At 62.6% G+C, this 24,342-nt stretch carries 20 protein-coding genes; 7 read left to right on the forward strand and 13 right to left on the reverse strand.

The window, feature by feature from the left end; translation table 11 throughout:
• Positions 1-41: 41 nt before the first annotated feature.
• From hflC to ACIPO9_RS16490, 9 genes are all read right to left on the reverse strand, one after another.
• On the reverse strand, positions 42-911 hold the full coding sequence (gene hflC, locus ACIPO9_RS16450) for a protease modulator HflC (protein ID WP_274131677.1): 870 nt from the start codon (positions 909-911) through the stop codon (positions 42-44).
• Positions 911-2,089, reverse strand: a complete 1,179-nt coding sequence (gene hflK, locus ACIPO9_RS16455; RefSeq protein ID WP_274131678.1) for an FtsH protease activity modulator HflK — start codon at positions 2,087-2,089, stop codon at positions 911-913. Before hflK ends, hflC begins: the two co-directional genes overlap by 1 nt.
• A 96-nt stretch (positions 2,090-2,185) precedes the next feature.
• Positions 2,186-3,487, reverse strand: coding sequence for a ribosome rescue GTPase HflX (hflX, locus tag ACIPO9_RS16460; protein ID WP_274131679.1), 1,302 nt, complete (start codon positions 3,485-3,487; stop codon positions 2,186-2,188).
• Between the two features lie 12 nt (positions 3,488-3,499).
• Positions 3,500-3,760, reverse strand: a complete 261-nt coding sequence (hfq, locus tag ACIPO9_RS16465) for an RNA chaperone Hfq (RefSeq protein WP_007921378.1) — start codon at positions 3,758-3,760, stop codon at positions 3,500-3,502.
• A gap of 90 nt (positions 3,761-3,850) precedes the next feature.
• Positions 3,851-4,822, reverse strand: a complete 972-nt coding sequence (gene miaA, locus ACIPO9_RS16470; protein WP_274131682.1) for a tRNA (adenosine(37)-N6)-dimethylallyltransferase MiaA — start codon at positions 4,820-4,822, stop codon at positions 3,851-3,853.
• Positions 4,822-6,810: a DNA mismatch repair endonuclease MutL gene (gene mutL / locus ACIPO9_RS16475; protein ID WP_400782113.1), complete on the reverse strand. Its 1,989-nt coding sequence runs from the start codon at positions 6,808-6,810 to the stop codon at positions 4,822-4,824. The genes miaA and mutL overlap by 1 nt, the downstream gene beginning before the upstream one ends.
• Positions 6,807-8,246 (reverse strand): N-acetylmuramoyl-L-alanine amidase, encoded by a 1,440-nt coding sequence (locus ACIPO9_RS16480; RefSeq protein WP_274131684.1) that lies wholly within the window; start codon positions 8,244-8,246, stop codon positions 6,807-6,809. Before ACIPO9_RS16480 ends, mutL begins: the two co-directional genes overlap by 4 nt.
• A gap of 2 nt (positions 8,247-8,248) precedes the next feature.
• Positions 8,249-8,719: a tRNA (adenosine(37)-N6)-threonylcarbamoyltransferase complex ATPase subunit type 1 TsaE gene (gene tsaE / locus ACIPO9_RS16485; protein WP_400782116.1), complete on the reverse strand. Its 471-nt coding sequence runs from the start codon at positions 8,717-8,719 to the stop codon at positions 8,249-8,251.
• Positions 8,707-10,203 (reverse strand): NAD(P)H-hydrate dehydratase, encoded by a 1,497-nt coding sequence (locus tag ACIPO9_RS16490; protein ID WP_400782119.1) that lies wholly within the window; start codon positions 10,201-10,203, stop codon positions 8,707-8,709. Before ACIPO9_RS16490 ends, tsaE begins: the two co-directional genes overlap by 13 nt.
• A gap of 62 nt (positions 10,204-10,265) precedes the next feature.
• Here ACIPO9_RS16490 and queG point away from each other — a divergent pair, with 62 nt between their 5' ends.
• Positions 10,266-11,363, forward strand: coding sequence for a tRNA epoxyqueuosine(34) reductase QueG (gene queG / locus ACIPO9_RS16495; RefSeq protein WP_400782122.1), 1,098 nt, complete (start codon positions 10,266-10,268; stop codon positions 11,361-11,363).
• A gap of 109 nt (positions 11,364-11,472) precedes the next feature.
• Here the strand turns inward: queG and orn are convergent, their stop codons facing one another.
• Entirely contained in the window at positions 11,473-12,018 is a 546-nt protein-coding gene (gene orn / locus ACIPO9_RS16500) for an oligoribonuclease (protein WP_400782124.1), read from the reverse strand.
• 114 nt (positions 12,019-12,132) lie between these two features.
• Here orn and rsgA point away from each other — a divergent pair, with 114 nt between their 5' ends.
• A complete protein-coding gene (gene rsgA, locus ACIPO9_RS16505; RefSeq protein ID WP_400605595.1) occupies positions 12,133-13,164 on the forward strand; it encodes a small ribosomal subunit biogenesis GTPase RsgA in 1,032 nt (343 codons plus the stop codon).
• A 226-nt stretch (positions 13,165-13,390) separates the two neighbouring features.
• Here rsgA and motB read toward each other — a convergent pair whose 3' ends face one another.
• Positions 13,391-14,416 (reverse strand): flagellar motor protein MotB, encoded by a 1,026-nt coding sequence (gene motB / locus ACIPO9_RS16510; RefSeq protein WP_400782126.1) that lies wholly within the window; start codon positions 14,414-14,416, stop codon positions 13,391-13,393.
• 3 nt (positions 14,417-14,419) lie between these two features.
• Positions 14,420-15,271, reverse strand: a complete 852-nt coding sequence (motA, locus tag ACIPO9_RS16515; RefSeq protein ID WP_274131691.1) for a flagellar motor stator protein MotA — start codon at positions 15,269-15,271, stop codon at positions 14,420-14,422.
• 211 nt (positions 15,272-15,482) lie between these two features.
• On the opposite strand from motA, the gene ACIPO9_RS16520 reads away from it, so the two are divergent.
• The 4 genes from ACIPO9_RS16520 to ACIPO9_RS16535 all read left to right on the forward strand — a co-directional run bounded on the left by ACIPO9_RS16520 (position 15,483) and on the right by ACIPO9_RS16535 (position 20,868).
• Positions 15,483-17,018: an HDOD domain-containing protein gene (locus tag ACIPO9_RS16520; RefSeq protein ID WP_400782127.1), complete on the forward strand. Its 1,536-nt coding sequence runs from the start codon at positions 15,483-15,485 to the stop codon at positions 17,016-17,018.
• Between the two features lie 46 nt (positions 17,019-17,064).
• Positions 17,065-17,880 (forward strand): thiosulfate sulfurtransferase, encoded by an 816-nt coding sequence (gene rhdA, locus ACIPO9_RS16525; RefSeq protein WP_400605600.1) that lies wholly within the window; start codon positions 17,065-17,067, stop codon positions 17,878-17,880.
• A 50-nt stretch (positions 17,881-17,930) separates the two neighbouring features.
• A complete protein-coding gene (asd, locus tag ACIPO9_RS16530) occupies positions 17,931-18,794 on the forward strand; it encodes an archaetidylserine decarboxylase (RefSeq protein WP_274131694.1) in 864 nt (287 codons plus the stop codon).
• Between the two features lie 283 nt (positions 18,795-19,077).
• Positions 19,078-20,868 carry a molecular chaperone gene (locus ACIPO9_RS16535; protein WP_400605603.1) on the forward strand — a complete coding sequence of 597 codons (1,791 nt, stop codon included), beginning with the start codon at positions 19,078-19,080 and terminating at the stop codon, positions 20,866-20,868.
• 132 nt (positions 20,869-21,000) lie between these two features.
• On the opposite strand, the gene serB is transcribed toward ACIPO9_RS16535, so the two are convergent.
• On the reverse strand, positions 21,001-22,218 hold the full coding sequence (serB, locus tag ACIPO9_RS16540) for a phosphoserine phosphatase SerB (RefSeq protein ID WP_400782128.1): 1,218 nt from the start codon (positions 22,216-22,218) through the stop codon (positions 21,001-21,003).
• A 130-nt stretch (positions 22,219-22,348) separates the two neighbouring features.
• Between serB and ACIPO9_RS16545 the strand changes: the two genes are divergently transcribed.
• A complete protein-coding gene (locus ACIPO9_RS16545; protein WP_400782130.1) occupies positions 22,349-23,878 on the forward strand; it encodes a histidine kinase in 1,530 nt (509 codons plus the stop codon).
• The last annotated feature ends 464 nt before the right edge of the window (positions 23,879-24,342 follow it).

Raw genomic sequence — 24,342 nt, forward strand, 5'->3', positions numbered from 1 at the left:
CAGTTTTGCCGCCCGGCGGGGCCATCAATTACCGTGCGCGATTACGGTTTGGCTTTCTCCAGGTAGCGGAAAAACTCGCTGCCCGGATCCAGCACCATCACGTCGCTCTTGTTCGCGAAACTTTCGCGGTAGGCACGCAGGCTGCGGTAGAACGCGTAGAACTCCTGATCCTGACCGTAGGCCTTGGAATAGATGGCGGCGGCTTGTGCATCACCGTCACCACGGGCTTCCTCGGACTCACGATAGGCTTCGGCCAGCAACACGCGGCGTTGACGATCGGCGTCGGCACGGATGCCTTCGGCCAGCTCGTTACCCTTGGCGCGGTGCTCGCGAGCTTCGCGCTCACGCTCGGTGCTCATGCGCTCGAACACGCTGCGGTTCACTTCCTTGGGCAGATCGATGGCCTTGACGCGGACGTCGATGACTTCGATGCCCAGTTCCTTCTCGGCCATGCGGTTCAGGGAAGCGGTGATGTCAGCCATCAACGCATCGCGCTCACCCGACACTGCTTCGTGCAGGGTGCGCTTGCCGAACTGGTCACGCAGCCCGGACTCCAGGCGGCGGGACAGGCGCTCGTCGGCGATCTGCTTCAGACCCGATGTCGCGGTGTAGAAACGCTCTGCGTCCTTCACGCGCCATTTGGCGTAGGCATCGACCATGACCGCTTTCTTTTCCAGCGTCAGGAAACGCTGGGTCGGCGCGTCCAGGGTCAACAGGCGACCATCGAACTTGCGAACCTGGTTCACGTAAGGAACCTTCACATGCAGGCCTGGCGCGACATCCGCCTGGACCACACGACCAAATTGCAGCAATACCGCCCGCTCGGTCTGCGAGACGATATAGAAGCTGTTCCACGCGACCACGGCCAGTACGGCACAGACGATCAGGGCGACCAGAGATTTATTGCTCATCAGCGAGTCTCCCTGGTGCGCGTTTCACGTTGCTGTTGCGTATCGGCGGCCCGGGAACCCGGATCTGCGATCACCGTCGCACCTCCATTGCCCGACGAGGCCGAACCACTGCGGCTGCTTTCGATCATTTTGTCCAATGGCAGGTAAAGCAGGTTGTTCTGACCCTTGTCGCCGGTCACGAGCACCTTGCTGGTATTGCTGAAGACTTCCTGCATGGTGTCCAGGTACAGACGCTCACGCGTGACCTCCGGCGCCTTGCGATACTCGGCCACCAGCTTGGTGAAGCGGTCTGCCTCACCCTTGGCACGGGACACGACTTCATCGCGGTAACCGTTGGCGTCCTCGACGATGCGCTGGGCCTGACCACGGGCTTCCGGAATCACACCGTTGGCGTAGGTCTCGGCCTGGTTGCGCGAACGCTGCTCGTCTTCACGGGCACGAATCACGTCATCGAAGGCTTCCTGAACTTCACGGGGCGCCGCAGCGCTCTGTACGTTCACCTGGGTCACGGTGATACCGGTGCGATAGGTATCGAGGAAACGCTGCAGGCGCTCCTTGATTTCGCTGGCCATCAACTCGCGACCTTCGGTCAGCACCTGGTCCATGGCGGTCGAGCCGACCACGTGGCGCAGGGCACTTTCGGTTGCATGCTGCAGGCTGACTTCAGGCTGATCGACGTTCAGCACGAAATCCTGCAGGTTGGTGATTCGGTATTGCACGGTCAACGGCACCTCGACGATGTTCTCGTCTTCGGTGAGCATCTGGCCCTGCTTGCTGTACGCACGCTCGCGCGTCACGTTCTCGAGGTACTTGCGATCGAATGGCGGGAAATAGATGTTCAGACCCGAACCCACTGTTTCGTAGTACTTGCCGAAGCGCAGGATAACCGCCTGTTCCTGCTCGTCGACCACATAAATGGCGTTGTAAAGCCAGATTGCGAGCAGCGCGACCAGGCCGATGCCGAGCAGGCCGAAACCGCCGCCCTTGCCCGAACCGCCGCCACTGCCGCTGCCATCACCACTGCGTTTCTTGCCACCACCGAACAACCCATTCAGGCTTTCCTGCAGCTTTCGGAAGGCCTCGTCGAGATCCGGTGGCCCCTTGCGGTCGCCGCCCTTGCGCTTGCCGCCCCAGGGATCCTGATTGTTCGAGTTGCCACCCGGCTCATTCCAAGCCATAGCGCTCTCCATCTGATAAAGCAAAGACGCGCCCGCGGCGCGCCGACCAATGCTACAGAATGCCTGTCAAAGCAGCACAACCGCTTTTTCAGGCTTTTATTGCAAAGTGTGTTGCTCGATGAATTCCAGCGGCTGCAGTCCTTCGCGACTCACCAGGCGATTGAATTCAACTCGGGGTAGCCTTACAGCCAACAGGCTCTGGCCTTCCTCGTCATGCTCCTCGCTCTGCACCGCTCCCAGCTGGAAGAACTGGGCGCGAAGCCTTGCGAAGCGTTGCGACAGGCACAGGGTGCCAACGAACAGATCGTTGCCCAACAATTCGGCGATGGCTTGCTTGAGCAAGTCCAGGCCACGACCGTCACGAGCGGAAACCCAGACCCTTTGCGGCTTGCCATCGGCATCGCGCTGGATCTGAGGCTCGACCCCCTCGAGCAAATCGAGTTTGTTATAGACCTCGAGCATCGGCAAGTCCTGGGCACCGATCTCGCCCAGTACCGCCATTACCTGCTCGATCTGCTCCATGCGGTCGGGCTCATGAGCGTCGATCACATGCAGCAACAGGTCCGAGTTGCTCGACTCTTCGAGCGTAGCCCGAAAGGCCTCGACCAGCTTGTGCGGCAGGTGGCGGATGAAACCCACCGTATCGGCCAGCACGATCGGCCCCAGGTCGTTGAGTTCAAGACGGCGCAGGGTCGGGTCAAGGGTGGCGAACAGTTGGTCAGCAGCGTAGACGTCGGAATCGGTCACCGCATTGAACAGCGTCGATTTGCCGGCGTTGGTGTAGCCAACGATCGACACGGTCGGGATGTCCGCGCGCGAGCGGCCACGGCGGGCCTGGTCACGCTGGCTGCGGACCTTTTCGAGACGGCTCTTGATCTGGCGCAGACGCACCCGCAGCAGACGCCGGTCGGTCTCGAGCTGGGTTTCACCCGGACCGCGCAGGCCGATACCGCCGCCCTGACGCTCAAGGTGAGTCCAGCCGCGAACCAGGCGCGTGCTCATGTGTTCAAGCTGGGCCAGTTCGACCTGCAGCTTGCCCTCGTGGGTACGGGCGCGCTGGGCGAAGATGTCGAGAATCAGACCCGTACGGTCAAGCACGCGACACTCGAACACACGCTCGAGGTTACGTTCCTGACTGGGCGTAAGGATGTGATTGAAGATGACGATATCGGTTTTTTCGGCCTGGACCAGATCGCGCAATTCCTCGACCTTGCCACTGCCTACCAGATATTTGGCCGTTGGCCGATGTCGTGGCACGTTGATGAACGCGACGATATCGGCACCCGCCGAAACAGCCAGTTCCCGGAACTCCTGCGGATCTTCGCGCGCCTCAGGGTCCTGGCCATCCAAATGAACGAGGATTGCCCGCTCACCACCACCGTGGCGCTCAAAGAACAAGGCAGACTCCTATCAGGCGTTACCTGGCTCAGCATCACCCTGTTCGGATTCGGAAGCGCTAGGCAGGCGAATTGGACGAACTGGAACGACGGTAGAGATAGCGTGCTTGTAAACCATTTGGCTGACAGTGTTCTTCAGCAAAATGACGAACTGGTCGAACGACTCGATCGTGCCTTGCAGTTTGATACCGTTTACCAGATAGATCGAAACCCCGACCTTCTCTTTACGCAAAGTATTCAGGTAAGGGTCTTGTAGCGAATGCCCTTTTGACATGTGCCGCACTCCTTTAAGGATCAATAGAATAAATTCGAAAACATTGGCTTGGGCCGTTACCCCCCAAGGATAGACGGCTATTGCAAGGACTCAGCTCAATATGGAGGCCGATCCCAGGTATTTCAAGGTGCGTGGCAGATTGTCGCAAGCCAGGCTGTCCAACCAGTGTAAATCTTCCCAGCTTCGCAGCCAGGTGAACTGCCTCTTGGCCAACTGGCGCGTGGCGATGATGCCGCGTTCGCGCATCTCGTCGCGGGTCAGGTTGCCGTCAAGGTAGTCCCAGACCTGGCGATACCCTACAGCTCTGATAGACGGCAAATTCGAGTGCAGGTCACCCCTCGAACGTAACGCTACGACTTCTTCAACGAATCCTTCATCGAGCATTTGCCCGAAACGCAGTGCGATCCGGTCATGCAATACCTTGCGATCTGCCGGAGCAATCGCAAGATTTGCGACAGTATAGGGCAATTGATGCCGCCCCGAACCGCCAGCTTGAGCACTTTGCGCACTTTGTTGCTCGCGATGCGCGGTCATGCTCATTCCGCTGACCCGATAAACTTCCAGTGCCCGCACCAACCGCTGTGGATCGTTGGGATGAATCCGCGCCGCCGACACCGGGTCGATACTCGCCAATTCATCGTGCAATGCCTGCCAGCCACGACTGGCCGCTTCGGCTTCCAGTTGTGCCCGAACCTGTGGATCGGCAGCCGGCATGTCGGCAAGGCCCTCCAATAGAGCCTTGAAATACAACATGGTGCCACCGACCAGCAGGGGAATTTTTCCCCGGGCGGTGATTTCAGCCATGGCCTGCAAGGCATCGGTTCGAAAATCAGCGGCGGAATAGCTCTGCGACGGGTCGAGAATATCGATCAATCGATGCGGATACTTGTCCAGAAGCGCTTTTGAAGGCTTGGCGGTGCCGATGTCCATGCCGCGGTAGACCAGCGCCGAATCGACACTGATCAGTTCGCACGGCAGCACCTTGGTCAGTTCGATTGCAAGATCGGTCTTGCCAGCGGCGGTCGGCCCCATCAGAAAGATGGCCGGAGGATAAGCACTCATCAGCGACCGCGCAGAAACAGTTTGTCGAGATCGTCCAGACCCAGCTGGGTCCAGGTCGGCCGTCCGTGGTTGCATTGACCGCTGCGCTCGGTGTTTTCCATGTCGCGCAGCAGGCCGTTCATTTCCGGGATCGCCAAGCGGCGGTTGGCGCGCACCGCGCCGTGGCAGGCCATGGTGCCGAGCAGTTCGTTCATGTGCGCCTGCACCCGGTCGCTGGTGCCGTACTCCATCAGGTCCGCCAGTACATCGTGCACCAGCCGGTTGGCCTCGGCCTGCTTGAGCAGTGCGGGAATCTGCCGGATCGCCAGGCTCTCGGGGCCTAGGCGCTGCAGTTCGAAGCCCAGTTGCTGGAAGGTCGCCATGTGCTCTTCGGCGCAATCGGCCTCGCGCTGGCTAACGGCGATCGACTCAGGCACCAGCAGCGGCTGGCCGGAGAGGCCTTCGCTGGCCATGGCGATCTTCAGGCGCTCGTACATGATCCGCTCGTGGGCGGCGTGCATGTCCACCAGCACCAGCCCGTGGGCGTTTTCGGCAAGGATATAGATGCCTTTGAGCTGCGCCAGCGCATAACCCAATGGCGGGATATCGCCTTGGGACTCGGGCAGCGCAACGCCAGCGGATGCATCAGGATTGACCTGAGCGCCGGGCAGCGGGGCAAAGAACGTGCTGTAGGCCGCCCGCGCTTCTTCCGCCGGCAACACCGATGCAGGGCGTGGCGTGTACTGATATTGATAGCCCGAACCGCTGCCGCTGCCCGGCGCGGAGCCGGCAGGAGGGTTCCAAGCCGGGCCTTGCGGGGTTTCCAGCACGTTGTTGGCCAGGCGCATCTCGCCCTGCGGGCCGAACTCGCCGGCTTCCGGCCCGGTCGGGCGCACCAGCGCGGTGACCGAGGTGGTGCCCGCCACCTGATCTTCAGGGCGCACATCACCCAGCGCGCGGTGCAGCGTGCCATAAAGGAAGTCATGCACCATGCGCCCGTCACGGAAGCGCACTTCGTGTTTAGTCGGGTGAACGTTGACGTCCACTGCCGCCGGATCGACCTCGAAGAACAGGGCAAACGTCGGGTGCCGGCCGTTGAACAGCACATCGCGGTAAGCCTGACGGACCGCGTGGGCAACCAGTTTGTCGCGCACCGCACGGCCGTTGACGAAGAAATACTGCAAGTCAGCCTGGCTGCGTGAGAACGTCGGCAAACCGACCCAGCCCCAGAGTTTCAGGCCATTGCGCTCGACCTCGATGGGCAGCGCCTGTTCGAGAAAGCCCGGCCCGCAGACGGCCGAGACGCGCCGCGCACGGGCCACGTCATCGCGGGCCTCGTGCAGGCTGAGGATGGTCTTGCCGTTATGGCGCAGGTGGAAGGCCACGTCGAAACGCGCCAGGGCCATGCGCTTGATGACTTCCTGCAGGTGATCGAATTCGGTCTTCTCGGCCTTGAGGAACTTGCGCCGGGCCGGGGTATTGAAGAACAGGTCGCGCACTTCAACCGAGGTGCCCACCGGATGCGCAGCAGGCTGCACGCGGGCTGCCATGTCGCGGCCTTCGGTTTCCACCTGCCAGGCCTGATCGGCGTCGCGGGTGCGCGAGGTCAGGGTCAGGCGGGCGACGGAGCTGATCGATGCCAGCGCCTCACCACGAAAGCCCAGGCTCATGACCCGCTCGAGGTCTTCCAGGTCACGAATCTTACTGGTGGCGTGGCGCGCCAAGGCTAGCGGCAGGTCATCGGGCGAAATACCGCCACCGTCGTCGCGCACGCGCAACAGCTTGATACCAGCCTGCTCGACGTCGACATCAATACGCCGGGCGCCGGAGTCCAGGCTGTTTTCCAGCAGCTCCTTGATGACCGACGCAGGGCGCTCGACCACCTCGCCCGCGGCGATCTGGTTGGCAAGCCGTGGGCTGAGCAACTGGATGCGCGCAGCCTGTGCTGCCGGGGTATCGCTGCCTACAGTAACGTCGAAGCCTTGCTCATCGAGCAGCAGGTCGGTCATGGCTCACCCGCCAGTTCCGCGCTCGGGATCTTCAATTGCTGGCCGACTTTCAGCTCATCGGAGCTCAGCCTGTTGGCGCTGCGCAACGCCTCCATGCTCATGTCATAGCGCGCCGACAGCATGCTCAGGGACTCGCCCGGGCGCACGGTGTGCTCACGCGGGCCCATGGCCAGCTTGCCGTTGTCGCGCAGCCAGGCAATGTAAGTGCCCTGCGGCGGGTTCTGCTGGAAGAACTGCTTCACGCCAGCGGTGATCGAACGCGCCAGCGCCTGCTGATGGCTCGCGCCTTCGAGCTTGTTGGCTTCGGCGGCGTTGGAGATGAACCCAGTTTCGACCAGGATCGACGGGATGTCCGGCGACTTGAGCACCATGAAGCCCGCCTGTTCGACCCGGGACTTGTGCAGCGAGGTCACGCGGCCAATGTTGCTCAGGACCTTCTGCCCGACGTTGAGGCTGGACGTCAGCGATGCGGTCATGGACAGGTCCAGCAACACGCCCGCGAGCATGCGGTCCTTGTCGTCCAGGCTCACGGCGCCCGCACCACCGATCAAGTCGGAGCGGTTTTCACTGTCGGCCAGCCAGCGCGCGGTTTCAGACGTCGCGCCGCGTTCAGACAGGGCGAACACCGATGCACCGAAGGCAGCCGATGAAGGCGCGGCGTCGGCGTGAATGGAAACGAACAGGTCGGCGCCCTTGGCGCGGGCAATCTCGGTGCGTTTACGCAGCGGAATGAAGTAGTCGCCGGTGCGGGTCAATTCTGCGCGATAGCCCTTCTCGGCGTTGATCTGGCGCTGCAGCTCCTTGGCGATGGACAGCACCACGTTCTTTTCTTTCTGGCCACGGCCACCCGAAGCGCCGGGGTCTTCGCCGCCGTGACCGGCATCGACCACCACCACGATGTCGCGCTTGCCGTTAGGCACAGGCGGCAACTTGATTTCAGGCTTGGACGGGCTGACCGGCACCGCAGGCGTGGCCGGGGCGACGGTTGCCGGGGTATCGGCCACGGTTGGCGTCGGGTTGGCGTCGGCCGGGTTGTCGTACAAGTCGACCACCAGGCGGTTGCCGTACTGTGCGTTCGGCGCCAGGGTGAAGCTCTTCGGGGTCACGGCCTTCTTCAGGTCGATGACCACACGCAGGTCGTCAGGGGTGCGCTGGGCCGAGCGCATGGCGGTAATCGGCGTGTTGGCGGTGCCGATGTTCAGCGAACCGCCCAGGGTCGCGCCATTGATGTCGATCACCAGGCGGTCCGGGGACTGCAGCGTGAAGACGCTGTGCTGAACCGGCCCGGACAGGTCGAACACCAGGCGGGTGTTATCCGGAGCGCGCCACAAGCGGACACTTCGTACCTGTGTAGCGGCCAACGCATCGACAGCCAGTGTCGTCAGCAACAGTCCTACCACAGTAACCAGCGCGCGCATGCGCATACCTAACCCCATATCTATTTGAATTCCAAAGCCAAAGCGGCACACCACGCTTGCCCACGCGAGCTTTCCGGGCTCAGTGTCAGCGCTCGACCATCAGCGTGCGGCCTAATGGTAATGATCAGGTCAGGCTTTGGCAAAAAGCCTGTACCCAGATTCGGCCACTCGATCAGGCACAGCGCTTCTCCTTCGAAGTAATCGCGTATGCCGAGGAATTCTAGCTCTTCTGGATCAACAAGTCGGTAAAGATCAAAGTGATACGCGCGATTTCTCCCAATTTCGTAAGGTTCCACGAGGGTGAAAGTCGGGCTTTTGACCGCGCCGGTGTGCCCCAGGCCCCGGATGATGCCCCGTGACAGGGTCGTCTTGCCCGCCCCGAGATCCCCTTCGAGAAAAATAATCCCACTGCTTTCAGTCACTTGGGCAATCCGTGCACCAAAGTTCGTCATCGCCTCTTCACCCACCAGGTGCAGGGTTAACTCAGACACGGTTGTTGCTCCTCCAGAAGCTTGCGAATCACAGGAATCAGATCAGCGGCAGCCAGACCGCGTCCGTCAGAACCACATTTCTCGCCCGCCAGCGCGTGCAGCCACACGGCCAGGCAGGCAGCCTCGAATGCCGGCATGCCTTGCGCCATCAGGGCGCCGATCACCCCGGCGAGCACGTCCCCCAGCCCACCGGTGGCCATCGCCGGGTGTCCGTGGTCGGCCAACGCCAGCTCGCCGCTCGGACTTGAAATCAAACTGCCACTACCTTTCAAGACGCATACGGCATCAAATTTTTTAGCCAGGGCTTTCGCCGCCGCCGGGCGATCAGCCTGAATTTCTCGGGAGCTGACGCCCAACAGCCGCGCCGCCTCGCCTGGGTGCGGTGTAATCACGCAACCTTCGGGCAGGCTGACCCGCCCCGCCGCCAATTGATTCAGCGCATCGGCGTCCCACACCTGCGGGCGCTCGGCGTTCGCTGCCGCAGACAGCAGGCTGCGCCCCCACGCCGCCTGGCCCAGTCCAGGGCCGACCACCAGCACCGTTGCAGGCTCGATCAGCCCCATCAACTGGTTGGCCGAACTGATGCCTGCACTCATGACTTCCGGAAACCGCGCCAGCGCCGCCGAAACATGCTCGGGCCGGGTCGCCAGCGTCACCATGCCCGCGCCGCAGCGCAACGCGCTTTCGGTGGACAGCAGCGCCGCACCGCCGAAGCCCAGATCGCCACCGATCACCAGCGCGCGCCCGAACATGCCCTTGTGCGAGGTACGCGAGCGAGGCGCAAGGCGCGGCAGATTGAATGTATCCAGTCGTTTCACGCTGACCGGGACCTGCGCGACGATGGCCGGATCGGCCTGCAGATCGTCGAACACAAGCTCGCCCACCAGGTCCGGTGCATCTCCGGTGAACAGGCCAATCTTGAGCCCGATAAATGTCACGGTGAGGTCAGCGCGCACCGCTTTACCCAGCATATGGCCAGTGTCGGCGCTCAGCCCCGAGGGGATATCCACCGCCAGCACCGGCAGCCCGCTGGCGTTGATCGCCTCGATGGCGTCAGCGTAAGGAGCGCGAACGTCGCCCTTGAGGCCGGTGCCCAGCAGCGCATCCACCAACACACCGCTCAGGGCCTGTTGCTGCCAGGGCCGGACATCGACGCCTTCGGCCAGCGCCTCTTTATAAGCAGACTCGGCGTCGCCGGTCAGGGCCGCGGCATTGCCCACGGCCAGTACCCGCACCTGCCAGCCCGCCCGCCTGGCCAGCGCGGCGATCAGGTAGCCATCGCCAGCGTTATTGCCGTGCCCTGCCAGCACCGTCACGTCGCCGGCATCAGGCCAGCGACGACGCAGCGCGCGCCATGCCGCATGGGCTGCGCGCTGCATCAATTCGAAGCCGGGCGTACCTGCTGCGATCAGGCGCGCGTCGAGGTCGCGCACCTGGGCTGCGCCATACAGCGCGTCGGGTAATGGAGGTTTACTGTGCAACATGCGTCTTCGGGCTCCGATGTCTGGCAGAATTATACGCACCTGTGCCCCGGTGTCCTCCTTGCATGTCCGCGATTACTGTAGATCCATCCACAAACGCTGTGCCCTTGAATGCTGCCCAGTTGGACGAGCTTGCCCAATCGGTCAAGGATTGGGCGCGCGAGCTGGGTTTCCAGCAGGTCGGCATCTCGGGGCTGGATCTGGCGGAACATGAGCAGCATCTGGAGCGCTGGCTCGAAGCCGGGTATCACGGCGAGATGGACTATATGGCAGCCCATGGCAGCAAACGTTCGCATCCCGACGAATTGGTGCCGGGAACGTTGCGAGTTGTTTCCCTGCGCATGGACTACCTGCCCGGCGACACGCAGATGGCGCAATTGCTGAATCAGCCCGAGAAAGCCTACGTGTCGCGCTACGCCTTGGGCCGCGACTACCACAAGCTCATCCGCAAACGCGTGCAGCAACTGGCCGAGCGCATTCAACAGGCCATCGGCCCGTTCGGTTTTCGCGCATTCGTCGACAGCGCCCCGGTGCTGGAAAAAGCCATCGCCGAACAGGCGGGGCTGGGCTGGATCGGCAAGAACACCTTGGTGCTCAATCGCAAGGCCGGCAGCTATTTCTTCCTCAGCGAGTTGTTTGTCGACCTGCCCCTGCCGGTCGACGCCCCCCACGCCACCGAGCACTGCGGCCGTTGCAGCGCGTGCCTGGACATCTGCCCGACCAATGCCTTCGTCGGCCCCTACGTGCTGGACGCCCGGCGTTGCATTTCCTACCTGACCATCGAGCTGAAAACGGCGATTCCGGAAGATTTGCGGCCGTTGATCGGCAACCGGGTGTTCGGCTGCGATGACTGTCAGATCGTCTGCCCGTGGAACCGCTTTGCCCGGCCAACCGATCAGAACGACTTCAAGCCGCGTCACGGTCTGGACAATGCCGAGCTGACCACGCTGTTCTTGTGGGATGAAACGACCTTTCTCAGCAATACCGAAGGCTCACCGTTGCGGCGGGCGGGTTATGAGCGCTGGTTGAGGAATCTGGCGGTGGGGCTGGGGAATGCGCCGTCGAGTATCCCGGTGATCGAGGCGTTGAAGGCGCGGCTGGATTACCCGTCGGAGATGGTGCGCGAGCATGTGGAATGGGCGTTGCGCCAGCACGGCCTCTAAACGCCTGTAGGAGCGCGCTTGCCCGCGACCGCAGTGTGTCAGCGTAAAAATTGGCGTCTGACACACCGGCATCGCGGGCAAGCGCGCTCCTACAGGGAGATGTGGGGGTTCAAACCTTGATGAAATGCTCGCGATAGAAACGCAGCTCGGCGATGGATTCGCGGATATCGTCCAGCGCCAGGTGGGTGCTGCCCTTCTTGAACTTCAACTCAGGCGACCAGCGGGCGGCCAGCTCCTTGAGGGTCGAGACGTCCAGGTTGCGGTAGTGGAAGTAGTTTTCCAGGGTCGGCATGCGCTTATAAAGGAAGCGGCGATCCTGGCAGATGCTGTTGCCGCAGATCGGCGAGCTGCGCTCCGGGACCCACTGCTTGATGAACTCCAGAGTCATGGCTTCCGCCTCGGCGGTGGAGATCTTGCTCTCGCGCACGCGCTGGGTCAGGCCCGAGCCGCCATGCTGGCGGGTATTCCATTCGTCCATGCCGTTGAGCAGTTCATCGCTCTGGTGCACGGCAATCACCGGGCCTTCGGCCAGCGTGTTCAGCTCGCTGTCAGTGATGATGGTGGCCATTTCGATGATGACGTCGTTATCAGGGTCCAGACCTGTCATTTCCAGGTCGATCCAGATCAGGTTCTGCTTGTTCTGCTTGTTCTGCATATGTCGGCTCCTACGCTTATAGCCGCGCAGTTTAGCTCAGGCGGGCGTGCTAGACTCCCGGCGTTTTCATCATTCATCAGCTTCACGCGTCATAAAACGGATCACTGAGCACCCATGGCCAAACGCCAACTCAATCGCCGCCAGAACTGGCGCATCGAAAAGATTCAGGGCGAACGCGCAGCCCGCGCCGCCAAACGTGAATCGCAAGCCTTGGAAACGCTGGAAGGCGGCGATCTGGGACCCGAACAAACGGGCCTGGTGATCGCGCACTTCGGCGTGCAGGTGGAAGTCGAGGCGCAGGACGGCGAGCTGAGCGGGCAGGTGTTCCGTTGCCACCTGCGCGCCAACCTGCCAGCGCTGGTCACCGGCGACAAGGTCGTGTGGCGTGCGGGCAACCAGGGCATTGGCGTGATCGTCGCGCAACTGCCGCGCAGCACCGAACTGTGCCGCCCGGATTCCCGCGGCCAGCTGAAACCCGTGGCGGCGAACGTCGATTTGATCGTGATTGTGTTCGCCCCGGCCCCCGAGCCCCACGCCAACCTGATCGACCGCTATCTGGTGGCCGCCGAGCACGCCGGGATTCGCCCGCTGCTGTTGCTCAACAAGTACGACCTCATCAACGAGCAGAACGCCCCGGCGCTCAATGCGTTGCTGGCGGTCTACCGCACCTTGGGCTACCCGGTGCTGGAAGTCTCGGCGCACCACGGCAACGGCATGCAGCAACTGCAGGACCAACTGGACAGCCACATCAGCGTGTTCGTCGGCCAGTCCGGCGTGGGCAAGTCCTCGCTGGTCAACAGCCTGCTGCCGGAAGTAGGAACTCGGGTCGGGCCGCTGTCGGAATATTCCGGCCAGGGCACCCACACCACCACCACCGCGCGGCTGTTCCACTTCCCCCGTGGCGGCGATCTGATCGACTCCCCTGGCATCCGGGAATTCGGCCTCGGCCATGTGAGCCGCGCCGATGTCGAGGCGGGCTTCATCGAATTCAACGACCTGCTCGGCCGCTGCCGCTTCCGCGACTGCAAGCACGACCGCGAACCGGGCTGCGCGCTGCTCAAGGCCCTGGAAGACGGCCGCGTGCAGCAGCAGCGGATGAACAGCTATCGCTCGATCATCGCCAGCTTGCCTGACAGCGGCTACTGAACGGCGCGCTTTCTGGCGCCCACGCTGAACAACTGTGGGAGCGGGCTTGCCCGCGAAAGCGCCAGACCTGACACATTGAGGCTGACTGACCCGCCACCTTCGCGGGCAAGCCCGCTCCCACAGAACTTGACGATCGCCGACGCCGGCAAGCCGGACTGCTACGGACCGCGGTAACCGCAGAAACAAAAACGCCGCGATCATCGCGGCGTTTTTGTCAGAACCTGTTTCAGTTCTTGGTTTCGTCGATCTTCAACTGCCCCTGATCGAAGATATTCAGCTTCTGCCGGATCTCGTGGGGCTGGGCGTAAGCCTGCGGATCCACGGGGGCCGGGCTGTTCGACGCGCCTGGCTGGGCAGCCGGAGCCGAAGCAGGTGCCGGGCCGGTCTTCGGCGCTTCCCCTGCGTTCTGGTCGCCTTCGATACGCGCCTGGGCCTTTTTGGTCAGCACGGTGATGTCGATGCGGCGGTTGATCGGGTTGTTCGGGTTGTCCTTGTCATACAGCGAAGACGAGGCGAAGCCGACCACGCGAGCCACCTGCCCGTCCGGATAGCCACCTGCCGTCAATGCACGGCGCGCGGCGTTGGCGCGGTTGGCCGACAGCTCCCAGTTGCCGAATCCGTTGTTGCCCACGTAAGGCGTGGCATCGGTATGGCCGCTGACGCTCACCTTGTTCGGCACCGTCTTGATAGTGTCGGCCATGGCCAGCAGGATGTCTTCGAAATACGGCTTCAGGCGTGCACTGCCGATGTCGAACATCGGGCGGTTCTCCGCGTCCATGATCTGGATGCGCAGGCCGTCCTGGGTGATCTCGAACAGGATCTGGTCCTTGAACTTCGCCAGTTGCGGGTTCTCGTTGACCTTGGTCTGAAGCTCTTGCAACAGCATCTCCAGACGCTCTTGCTCGACCTGTTCGGCCGCCGCCTCTTCCTTGTCGGCATCCACGGGCACCTTGTCCGGCGCAGGAGTGGATTTGACTTCAGGGTTGAGGGTCTGGTCCGGCGACATCTCGGGCGAACCGCCCAGGTCGATGACGTAGGGCGAGCCGCTGTCGGAGAAACCGACCGGGTCCTTGAAGTAACCGGCGATGGCGATCAACTGCTCAGGCGTTGCCGAGGACATCAGCCACAGCACCAGGAAGAACGCCATCATTGCCGTCGCGAAGTCGGCAAAGGCGATTTTCCAGGCACCACCGTGGTGCCCTCCGCCAAAGCGCTTGACGCGCTTTACGATAATCGGCTGATTATTTTCCATGGATCAACGACCGCGAACAGCTTGTTCCAGCTCGCTGAAGCTGGGGCGATGCGCTGGATACAGGACCTTGCGGCCGAATTCGACGGCCAGTGAAGGCGGAACGCCCGAGGCCGAAGCCACCAGGGAGGCCTTGATCGACTCGAACACGTTCATCTCTTCCTTGGCATCGTGGGCCAGGCACTGGGCCAGCGGGCCGAAGAAGCCGTAGGCCGCGAGAATACCGAAGAAGGTACCGACCAGTGCCGCACCTACGTGCATACCGATCGCGGCCTTGTCACCGGAACCCAGGGACGCCATGGTCACCACGATACCCAGTACCGCCGCGACGATACCGAAACCGGGCATGCCGTCGGCCACGCCGGTCACGGCATGGGAGGGGTGTTCCAGCTCTTCCTTCATGCTCAGCAGTTCCATGTCGAACAGGCCTTCGAGCTCGTGGGGAGCCATGTTGCCGGACGACATGATGCGCAGGTAATCGCAGATGAAGGCGATCATGCGGGTGTCTTTGAGCACGCTTGGGTATTTGGCGAAGATCGGGCTGTTTTCCGGTTCTTCGATGTCACCCTCGATGGCCATCATGCCTTCACGACGGCTCTTGTTGAGGATCTCGTAGATCAGGCCCAGCACTTCCAGATAGAAAGCATGGGTAAACCGCGAGCCGAACATCTTCACGGATTTCTTGATCACGTGCATGGTCATGTAGCCCGGGTTCGCCTGCAAGAATGCGCCGAACGCCGCACCGCCGATGATCAGCACCTCGAAAGGCTGGATCAACGCAGCGATTTGACCATGGGAGAGTACGTAGCCGCCGAGGACGCTCGCGAAAACGACGATGATGCCGATAATTTTTGCCATAGGTAGAAAATACTTACTGAGTCGGGTTCATGGTCATTGTGCGAGAAGCGCTCAAAACTCTTGTTCTCCTTATCGGCACGAGTGCGCGAGACTATAGTCAAATCAGGCGAAAATCCTGTCTGGCGTCTGGCTCGGGCACAGCAGCGCGAAGGCCAGCATGATGCCAGCATTCGACGCCGATCAAAACCTCCCAGCCGTATGGGGCTTGTGAATGCAATCAGAAAAAGCTTCGACGCTCCCCGTTCCGCAAACGGTCGATACCTGGCTCACTCAACTCGATAGCATTGCCCTGCCCGTCCCGGCGGTGGCCTACGCCAAGGTCCAGGCCGCGCTGAACGACAGCCGCAAGTCCCTGCGTGACATTGCCGACCTGATGCAGGACAGCCCCGCTCTGGTGCTCAGCGTCCTGCGCGAAGCCAACCTGCACAGCAGCGGCCTGGCCGAGCCTGCGGAAAGCCTGGAAGTGGCGCTGAACCGGCTGGGCCTGGCGCGCACCGGCACGCTGCTCGCGCGCCTGCCCAACGTGGAGCTGCAACGCATCCCGGTGGCATTGCGTCAGTTGCAATTGATCAGCCAGCACGCCACCCAGCAGGCTTACGGCTTGTTCGCCAATCAACTGGCGCGGCTGTGGCAGGACATCCACCTGGGCAGCCTGCTGTTTCTGGCGCCGCTGTGGCCCATGGCGCTGGCGCATCCCAAGCTGCTGGAAGAGTGGGAGCTGCGGGTTATCCACAAGGGCGAATGCGCCAAACGCGTCGAAAAGGCCTTGTTTGGCGTACGCTTGCTGGACGTCTGCCAGGCGCTGGCTGAGCGCTGGCGGCTGCCGGTCTGGGTCACTCAGGGTTACAACCTGCTGATGAACGAGCAGCGCAACCTGGTCAAGGTGCTGCGCATCGCCCATGAGAACGCCGACCCCCTCAAACAGCAGCAGGCGCTGGACGCCGACCTGCTGCTGCGCCGCTGGCTCAACCAGCCGGCCAACACCATTCTGCTGGCCAACGGGCTGGCGCTGTCCGCGCAACAGGCCTGGGACACGCCGCATAACCTGCGCTGGCAATTGCTCACCAGCCTGTACCTGCAACAGCCATTGATGGAATTGCAGCAGCAAGTGCACCAGAACGCCGCCGCCAGCGCCCGCCAGCACGCAGCGCCGGGGGTGTGGCATCCGGCCGAAGCCTTGCTCTGGCCGTGGGACACGCGCCGGGTGCACAAGGGCCTGCTGCCCGCCCCGCCGCCATCGGCCGAAGCGTTGCAGGTGTGGCGCAAGCATTGCGGCGACCTGCTCAAGGAACCGAGCGCCTTCGCCAACGCCATGCACCTGACCCTCTGCGCCCGTGACGCACTGGTGGCTTCAGGCATGCAGCGCGTGGTGCTGCTGATGCTCGATCGCAAGAGTGACAGCCTGCGGGTGCACCAGATTGCGGGTGTGGATAAATCCGCCGCAGCGCTGCTGATTCCCTACAAGGAAAGCACCGTGCTGCAACGGCTTCTGGCCCAGGCCACCCAACTGCGCCTGACGCCCGGCAACAACGCGCAGTTCTCGGCCCTGCTGCCCGCGCAACTGCGAAACCTGTTCAGCGGCGAAAACCTGCTGATCCGCTCACTGGCCAGCAATGGCCGGGTGCTGATGCTGGTTGCAGCGGATCAGGGCGGCGGGCCGTTTTCGGAAGTCACGGTTCAGGCCTTTGGTAAAACGGGGCAATGTATCGAGAAGGCACTGAGCACCTTTAGCCAACGCAATGGCTGACAGCTGAGCTACAATTCGCCTCTTTTTCGCGATCTGGAGACCTCACATGTCTGCCTTCTCAAGCTTGCCACTGGTGATCGAGCCCGCCGATCTGCAGGCACGCCTTGGTGCTTCAGAGCTGATCCTGGTCGACCTGACCAGCGCGGCCCGCTACGACGCCGGCCACATTCCCGGCGCGCGCTTCGTCGATCCCAAGCGCACGCAACTGGGCCAGCCGCCTGCTCCGGGCCTGCTACCGACCCAGGCGCAGCTTGAAGCGCTGTTCGGCGAACTGGGCCACGACCCTGACGCGGTCTACGTGGTGTACGACGACGAAGGCGGTGGCTGGGCCGGGCGTTTCATCTGGCTGCTGGATGTCATCGGGCATTCGAAGTACCACTACCTGGATGGCGGGCTGCTGGCCTGGCAGGCAGAGAACTTGCCGCTTTCCACCGAAGTACCGGCATCTGCCGGCGGCCCGGTGGCGCTGACCCTGCACGATGAGCCCACCGCCACCCGCGAATACCTGCAAAGCCGCCTGGGCGCCGCCGACCTCGCGATCTGGGACGCCCGCGGCCCGCTGGAATATTCCGGCGAGAAGATGGTGGCAGCCCGGGGCGGCCACATCCCCGGTGCCGTGAACTTCGAATGGACCGCCGGCATGGACAAGGCGCGCAGCCTGCGCATCCGCACCGATATGCCGCAAATTCTCGAAGAACTGGGCATCACCCCTGACAAGGAAGTGATCACCCATTGCCAGACACACCATCGCTCGGGTTTCACCTACCTGGTGGCCAAGGCGTTGGGCTACCCACGCATCAAGGGCTACGCCGGCTCGTGGGGCGAGTGGGGCAACCACCCGGACACGCCGATCGAGAAGTGACACCTGCACATCGGCCTTCAACCCTTTTTTGAAACACTTTAGGATCCTTGATGAAACAGCGTCTGTTTATTCTTTTCCAATACCTGCTGCCCCATCATCTGCTCTCGCGCCTGGCCGGCTGCGTCGCCGAATGCCGCGTGCGCTGGTTCAAGAATGCGTTCACCCAGTGGTTCGTGCGCCGCTATCAGGTCGACATGTCCCAGGCACTGGTTGAAGACGTCACCGCGTATCCGCACTTCAACGACTTCTTCACCCGCGCCCTGAAACCGGGCGCGCGCCCGCTGGACGAAACCCCCGGGGCGATCCTCTGCCCTGCCGACGGTGCCGTCAGCCAGTTGGGCCCGATCGAACATGGCCGCATCTTCCAGGCCAAGGGCCACAGCTTCAGCGCCCTGGAACTGCTGGGCGGTGATGCACGCCTGTCCGCGCCGTTCATGGGCGGCGAGTTCGCGACCATTTACCTGTCGCCGAAAGACTACCACCGCGTGCACATGCCGCTGGCTGGCACCCTGCGCGAGATGGTCTACGTGCCGGGCCGCCTGTTCTCGGTCAACCAGACCACCGCTGAAAACGTCCCTGAATTGTTCGCCCGCAACGAACGCGTCGTTTGCCTGTTCGATACCGAGCGTGGCCCGATGGCCGTGGTGCTGGTGGGTGCGATGATCGTCGCTTCCATCGAAACCGTGTGGGCGGGCCTGGTCACGCCACCCAAGCGTGAACTCAAGACTTTCCGCTACGACGAAGCCGCGCGCGCCCCGATTCATCTGGAGAAAGGCGCCGAGCTTGGCCGCTTCAAACTGGGTTCGACCGCCATCGTGCTGTTCGGGCCGGATCAGGTGAAATGGGCGCAGACCCTGGCGGCAGGATCGCCAACGCAAATGGGCCAGTTGCTGGCCGTCCCCGCTCAGGCCTGATTATTGCCTGACAAATCCTGACACGCTTTTGTTGGCGGTCCCGTATCCCCGGATACGGTCCGCCATGGGCGGTCATGAAGCCGAAGTATCACGGACGATACAATGTCATTTTGATATTAGGACTGTTCTGAAATACCGATGATGGTAAAGTCACTTATCGGTGTTGTAGGAAATTTCGCTTCCAATTGACGTAAACTTGCTCGTTTCGCTCGGCCTGCGCACCTTTATCCACGCAGTTTCCTGCAGCCTTTCGAGCCAGTAGCTTTTGGAGTTTGTTTGTCACATGAGTAATTTGAGCCTCCCACTGTTGTTGCGCGCACCTGTGCCGACGCAGTCGAGCCTGTCGTTCTGTGACGCGACGCCCAAAGACCTGAAACGCTGGATCGCCACGCTTCCCAAAGCCAACCTCGGCGAGATGGCCCGCCAGCTCTACCAGGGCCTGGGCGAGCTGAACCAGTTGCTCACCCCCAGCGACAACCGCCTGCAGTTGCTCGAATTGCTGCGCCCGGAAGTTTTTTTCGTGTGCAAGCACCTTGAGCGGCACTTTCTGAACCAGTCGGTGGTGCTCGAAGAGCGCCCGCGCAAGGTCGCGAACCTGTGTCAGGCCCTGCAAAACCATCTGGCCATCGGCTACAAACAGATCATCGCCAAGGTGGCACCCAGGCTCACCCGGGATCGCATCACCCTGCTGACAACCGCGCTGCAACGGGCAATGCATTGCCTCAACGGCCCGCTGATCCGCGCCAACCAGCTGTATTGCCCGGTGCAGGATGGCCTGTGGCTGGAGCTGCACCTGATCTACCAGATCGCCCGGCAGCATCAACTGCATAACATCCCCGTTGCTGACAGCCAGGCACACCACACTCGCACGCTGACGGTGGAACAGACCTACACCGTGGCGCTGTTGATGGGCTGCTCACGCTGCAACCAGATGCGCCAGCACAACATCGGCAAGCTGGCCGATGCGCTGGACGCCTGGAGTTCCATGGTCACCCTCCAGCAGCCGGTGGACGACACTAGCCTCTATGCGGTGGCCCACGGCACCGACACTGCGCCGCGCTACACCTCGCTGTACACCGAGGATCAGCGCGCCAGCCTGCTGGGCATCAACCCCCGCGCCCTATCCGCCGCCTTGCAGCGCTACATCGACACGCCCATCGAGCAGCGTTCGCAGTCTTATCTGCACGTGCCCCCGGGCCTGTCGATCGATGTTTTGCAACATCTTGCGGCCGCATGGGGCGATGTGTCCGAGCGCGCCTTCCAGCGCATGCCGGGCCAGGGCACCCTGACCGTCTGCGTCGGCATGAGCGCCCTGCACTATTTCGTTGGCGGGCAGCAGAGCTTCAGCGACCTGCTGCTGGTGCCGGCCGTAACCGTCAGCAAGGTCGCCGAATACACCCTCGAGCCGCTCGTACCGGAAAAGCATGACCCTTGGGCGCAGTCGATCGAGGTGCAGCGCAAGGGCACATCGACCACCATGCTGCCGTTCGAAGAAATCGAATACCAGCGTGACGAAGCCGACGGCGGCGCCCCCGCTTCCGACGCCCAGAAAGGCTTTCCCAGCTACAGCCTGAACATCGTCAATCACAGCCCCGGTGGTTACTGCCTGGCGTGGCCCAAGGACGTGCCTGACCAGTTGCAGGCCGGGGAGATGATCGGAATTCAGGACCACGGCCATGGCTGGAGCATCGCGGTCGTGCGCTGGGTGCGCCAGGTGCGCAGCGGCGGCACGCAGATGGGCGTCGAGCTGATTGCGCCCTTTGCCCAGGCCTGTGGCATGCAATTGCTGCGGGGCGAGCAGAGCAGCCAGTACCTGCGAGCGCTGCTGTTGCCCGAGGTGCGGGCCATTGACGTGCCAGCGACCGTGGTCGCGCCACGCCTGCCCTTCGAGGACGGCAGCAAGGTGATGATCAACACCACCGGCGACGAGCGCCGCGCCACCTTGAGCAATCGTCGGGCGACGACCGGCAGCTACAACCAGTTCGAGTATCAGATCCTGGAAGCACCGAAGAAACCCGCCCCGGGCAGCGAAGTGCCAGAGCAGGAATTCGATTCGTTGTGGACGGTGTTGTAGCAACCATCCGGATTTGCGCTCGAACCCGTAGCAGCACGGCTTGCCGGCGGGAGCGGTGTGTCAGGTACTCTACTGCTGACTGACACACCGCCCCGCCGGCAAGCCGTGCTGCTACGGGGCGAATGGGGCAGCTTACAAGCCGCGCCCTTCCCGGTCGCGGAAGCCCAGCAGATACAGCACGCCATCCAGGCCCAGGGTCGAGATCGCCTGTTTCGCCGACTGCTTGACCAGCGGCTTGGCGCGGAAGGCCACGCCCAGGCCGGCAATCGCCAGCATCGGCAGGTCGTTCGCGCCATCGCCCACGGCAATGGTCTGCTCCAGGCTCAAACCTTCCTTGCTCGCCAGCTCACGCAGCAGATCGGCCTTGCGCTGGGCGTCGACGATCGGCTCCACGGCAACGCCGGTGCACTTGCCATCAACCACTTCCAGCTCGTTGGCGAAGATGTAGTCGATGCCCAGTTTGGCCTGCAACTGCCGGGCGAAATAGGTGAAGCCGCCTGACAGAATCGCAGTCTTGTAGCCCAGGCGCTTGAGTTCGGCGAACAGGGTCTCGGCGCCTTCGGTCAGGCGCAGCGATGCGCCGATTTCGTCCAGTACCTTGATGTCCAGGCCCTTGAGCAGCGCCAGGCGCTCCTTGAAGCTGGCGCGGAAGTCCAGTTCGCCGCGCATGGCGCGCTCGGTGATTTCCGACACGCGGTCGCCCACGCCGTGGGCCTTGGCCAACTCGTCGATGACTTCGGCTTCGATCAGCGTCGAGTCCATGTCGAACACCGCCAGACGGCGGTTGCGGCGGAACAGCGAATCCTGCTGGAAAGCGATGTCGACGTTAAGCTCCTGCGCCACGTGCAGGAATTCGGCGCGCATCTGCTGGGCATCGGCCGGCTCGCCACGTACGGAAAACTCGATGCAGCCCTTGCCCTTGTCGCTCGGCATGTCCAGTGGCATACGCCCGGACAGACGGTCGATCCGGTCAATGTTCAAGCCGTATTTGGCGGTGATCGAGCTGACGGTCTGCAACTGCTCGGCGGTGACCTTGCGCGTCAACAGCGTGACGATGTGCCGGTCCTTGCCCTGATCGTCGACCCAATGCTGGTAATCGTCTTCACTGACATGAGTGAACAGCACCTGCTGCCCCAGTTCATCGGCCTTCGACTGGACCCGGTCCAGCACCGCCGCGCCGCTTTCGGTGTCCGGGATCTGGACCAGAATGCCGAACGACAGGGTGTCGTGGATCACGGCCTGACCGATATCCAGGACATCGACGCCGCCCTGGGCCAGGACGCCGGTAAAGGCCGCAGTCAGACCCGGGCGGTCTTCGCCGGTGATGTTAATCAGGACAATTTCGCGCAAGGCGCACCCCCGCTGTGGAAAAAAACCGCATTCTACGCACTTTCAGTGACCGCCGGGCACAGCGAGCGCTTTGCCCCGTCTGGGTCGCTCGCTATACTGCGCCCCAACTTCTCCAAGAGAGCCGTGCTCAGTGAACCGGCCCACGCCAGTAAAAACCGATAATTTCTTCTTGCTGATCTTCCGGGCATTGCGTCACCGACGCGTTCCGATAGCTTTGCGCATCGCCAGCCACAACGTGATCCTCGTCGCGCTGGCGCTGGTGATCTACGCCTGCGTGATGGGCTTGCAGTTCAAGCAAGCCATGCACGAGCAGGCGGACGCGCTGGGCCAGGCCCTGACCACGCAAACCGCGACCTCCGCCACCGAGCTTCTGGTGTCCAACGACATCCTGAGCCTCAACGTGTTGCTGGGTAATCTGGTCAAGAACCCGCTGGTGGCCCACGCAGCCATCTACAGCATGGATAACCGCATCCTCGCCGAAGCGGGCCAGCGCCCGAAAAACGGCCTGCTGGGTGAGGCCGAGGGCCTGTACGAGATCAAGATCACCTTCCAGGACGTGGTCGCCGGCACCCTGCGCATCAGCCTGGACATGAGCCAGTTCCAGCAGCCGCTGACCATCAGCCTGCAAAGCATGGGCATTCTGGCCGGTATCCTGCTCGCACTGGCGCTGGCATTGAGTCTGCGCCTGGGGCGGCATATCTCGACGCCCATGCTGCAACTGCGCATGTGGCTGCGTTATATCGACCCGTACACCCCGGCTACCGACCGTCAGGACGAAATCGGCGACCTGGCGCGCCAGCTCAAGGCGTCCTACGCGCCGCCTGAGCCCGAGCCTGCACCGGTTCCGGAACCTGAACAAGTTGAGGAAGACGACGACGCTTCGCCGGAATTCGACGCCAACGACCTCGCAAGCCCCGAGTTCGACGAAGCGCCAAAACCGCGTGCCACGGCCATTCCGGCCCGCCGCATCGTGGCCGAGGAAGATCAGGAAGACGAAGACGACCCGTTCGCCGATCTTCGTGACGAAACTCCGGTGGTGCAGAAGCCGGCCCCGCGCCCTGTGTTGCCAGTAGTGCCCTTGCAGCCGCAATACAGCGCCGTGCTGGCCGTGCAACTGGGTTCCCAGGAACAACTTCGCCGCCTGCCCCGCACTCGCCTGACCGAATTGCTGGAGCGCTATCGCGACTGCATCGACCAGGCTGCATCCTTGTATGACAGCGAACTGCACACGCTCAACGATGGCAGCTCGCTGATGGTGTTCAGCACCCAGGACAGCGGCGACGACTACCTGACCAACGCGATTTGCTGCGGCGAGCTGTTGCGCGCCCTGAGCCATGCGCTGCAGATCGAAGTGGCCGACAGCGGCATCACCCTGCAATTGCAGTTGGGCCTTACGCTGGGCGAAGGCCTGCACGGCATGGACCAGATCGACCTGCTGTTGACCGAAACCGCTCAGGACGCACTGGCACTGTCGCAACACAGCCGCAACCTGCTGCTGGTGGAGCGCAAGATCAGCGAAGACCACACCATCCGCCAACGCGCCCGCATCCGCCCGATCGCCAGCCCCGAAGGCGCAAGCTGCGTCGAGCGCCTGATGGAGCCGTATCCGTCCATGCTCGAACGCCAACTGGCGCGCATGCACGAAGCGCGCAAGGTCTGACCTGACCCGCTCCTACAGGGTGCACGTCCGCGCTTTTGATTCTGGCCGCAGGCCGTAGGAGTGAGCTTGCTCGCGATTGCGGCGTGTCAGGCAACACATCCCCGCCAGGCAGATCGCCATCGCGAGCAAGCTCACTCCTACAGGTTACGGGACCACCACGGCATTGTAGGAGCGCGCTTGCCCGCGACCGGCGTAGCGTCAGACAACACATGCCCCTCAGGCACACCGCCGTCGCGGGCAAGCGCGCTCCTACAGGGTGCACGTCCGCGCTTTTGATTCTGGCCGCAGGCCGTAGGAGCGCGCTTGCCCGCGACCGGCGTAGCGTCAGACAGCACATACCCCTCAGACACACCGCCCTCGCGGGCAAGCTGAACTGGTCAAGTTTTTCCGGACACCGATTACGGTGATCCAACCGCCTGCCGCTCCATGGCTATCGGCGACAGGTAATTGTTGTAGCTATGGAG

Origin of the sequence: Pseudomonas sp. NPDC090203 (assembly GCF_044746765.1) — a bacterium.
Lineage (GTDB): Bacteria > Pseudomonadota > Gammaproteobacteria > Pseudomonadales > Pseudomonadaceae > Aquipseudomonas > Aquipseudomonas putida_AD.

What these genes read in the sequence shown, in the direction of transcription:
- hflC (WP_274131677.1), bottom strand. Translation starts at nt 911, where the DNA reads ATGAGCAATAAATCTCTGGTCGCCCTGATCGTCTGTGCCGTACTGGCC.
- hflK (WP_274131678.1), bottom strand. Translation starts at nt 2,089, where the DNA reads ATGGCTTGGAATGAGCCGGGTGGCAACTCGAACAATCAGGATCCCTGG.
- hfq (WP_007921378.1), bottom strand. Translation starts at nt 3,760, where the DNA reads ATGTCAAAAGGGCATTCGCTACAAGACCCTTACCTGAATACTTTGCGT.
- miaA (WP_274131682.1), bottom strand. Translation starts at nt 4,822, where the DNA reads ATGAGTGCTTATCCTCCGGCCATCTTTCTGATGGGGCCGACCGCCGCT.
- mutL (WP_400782113.1), bottom strand. Translation starts at nt 6,810, where the DNA reads ATGACCGACCTGCTGCTCGATGAGCAAGGCTTCGACGTTACTGTAGGC.
- ACIPO9_RS16480 (WP_274131684.1), bottom strand. Translation starts at nt 8,246, where the DNA reads ATGGGGTTAGGTATGCGCATGCGCGCGCTGGTTACTGTGGTAGGACTG.
- ACIPO9_RS16490 (WP_400782119.1), bottom strand. Translation starts at nt 10,203, where the DNA reads ATGTTGCACAGTAAACCTCCATTACCCGACGCGCTGTATGGCGCAGCC.
- queG (WP_400782122.1), top strand. Translation starts at nt 10,266, where the DNA reads ATGTCCGCGATTACTGTAGATCCATCCACAAACGCTGTGCCCTTGAAT.
- orn (WP_400782124.1), bottom strand. Translation starts at nt 12,018, where the DNA reads ATGCAGAACAAGCAGAACAAGCAGAACCTGATCTGGATCGACCTGGAA.
- rsgA (WP_400605595.1), top strand. Translation starts at nt 12,133, where the DNA reads ATGGCCAAACGCCAACTCAATCGCCGCCAGAACTGGCGCATCGAAAAG.
- motB (WP_400782126.1), bottom strand. Translation starts at nt 14,416, where the DNA reads ATGGAAAATAATCAGCCGATTATCGTAAAGCGCGTCAAGCGCTTTGGC.
- motA (WP_274131691.1), bottom strand. Translation starts at nt 15,271, where the DNA reads ATGGCAAAAATTATCGGCATCATCGTCGTTTTCGCGAGCGTCCTCGGC.
- ACIPO9_RS16520 (WP_400782127.1), top strand. Translation starts at nt 15,483, where the DNA reads ATGCAATCAGAAAAAGCTTCGACGCTCCCCGTTCCGCAAACGGTCGAT.
- rhdA (WP_400605600.1), top strand. Translation starts at nt 17,065, where the DNA reads ATGTCTGCCTTCTCAAGCTTGCCACTGGTGATCGAGCCCGCCGATCTG.
- asd (WP_274131694.1), top strand. Translation starts at nt 17,931, where the DNA reads ATGAAACAGCGTCTGTTTATTCTTTTCCAATACCTGCTGCCCCATCAT.
- ACIPO9_RS16535 (WP_400605603.1), top strand. Translation starts at nt 19,078, where the DNA reads ATGAGTAATTTGAGCCTCCCACTGTTGTTGCGCGCACCTGTGCCGACG.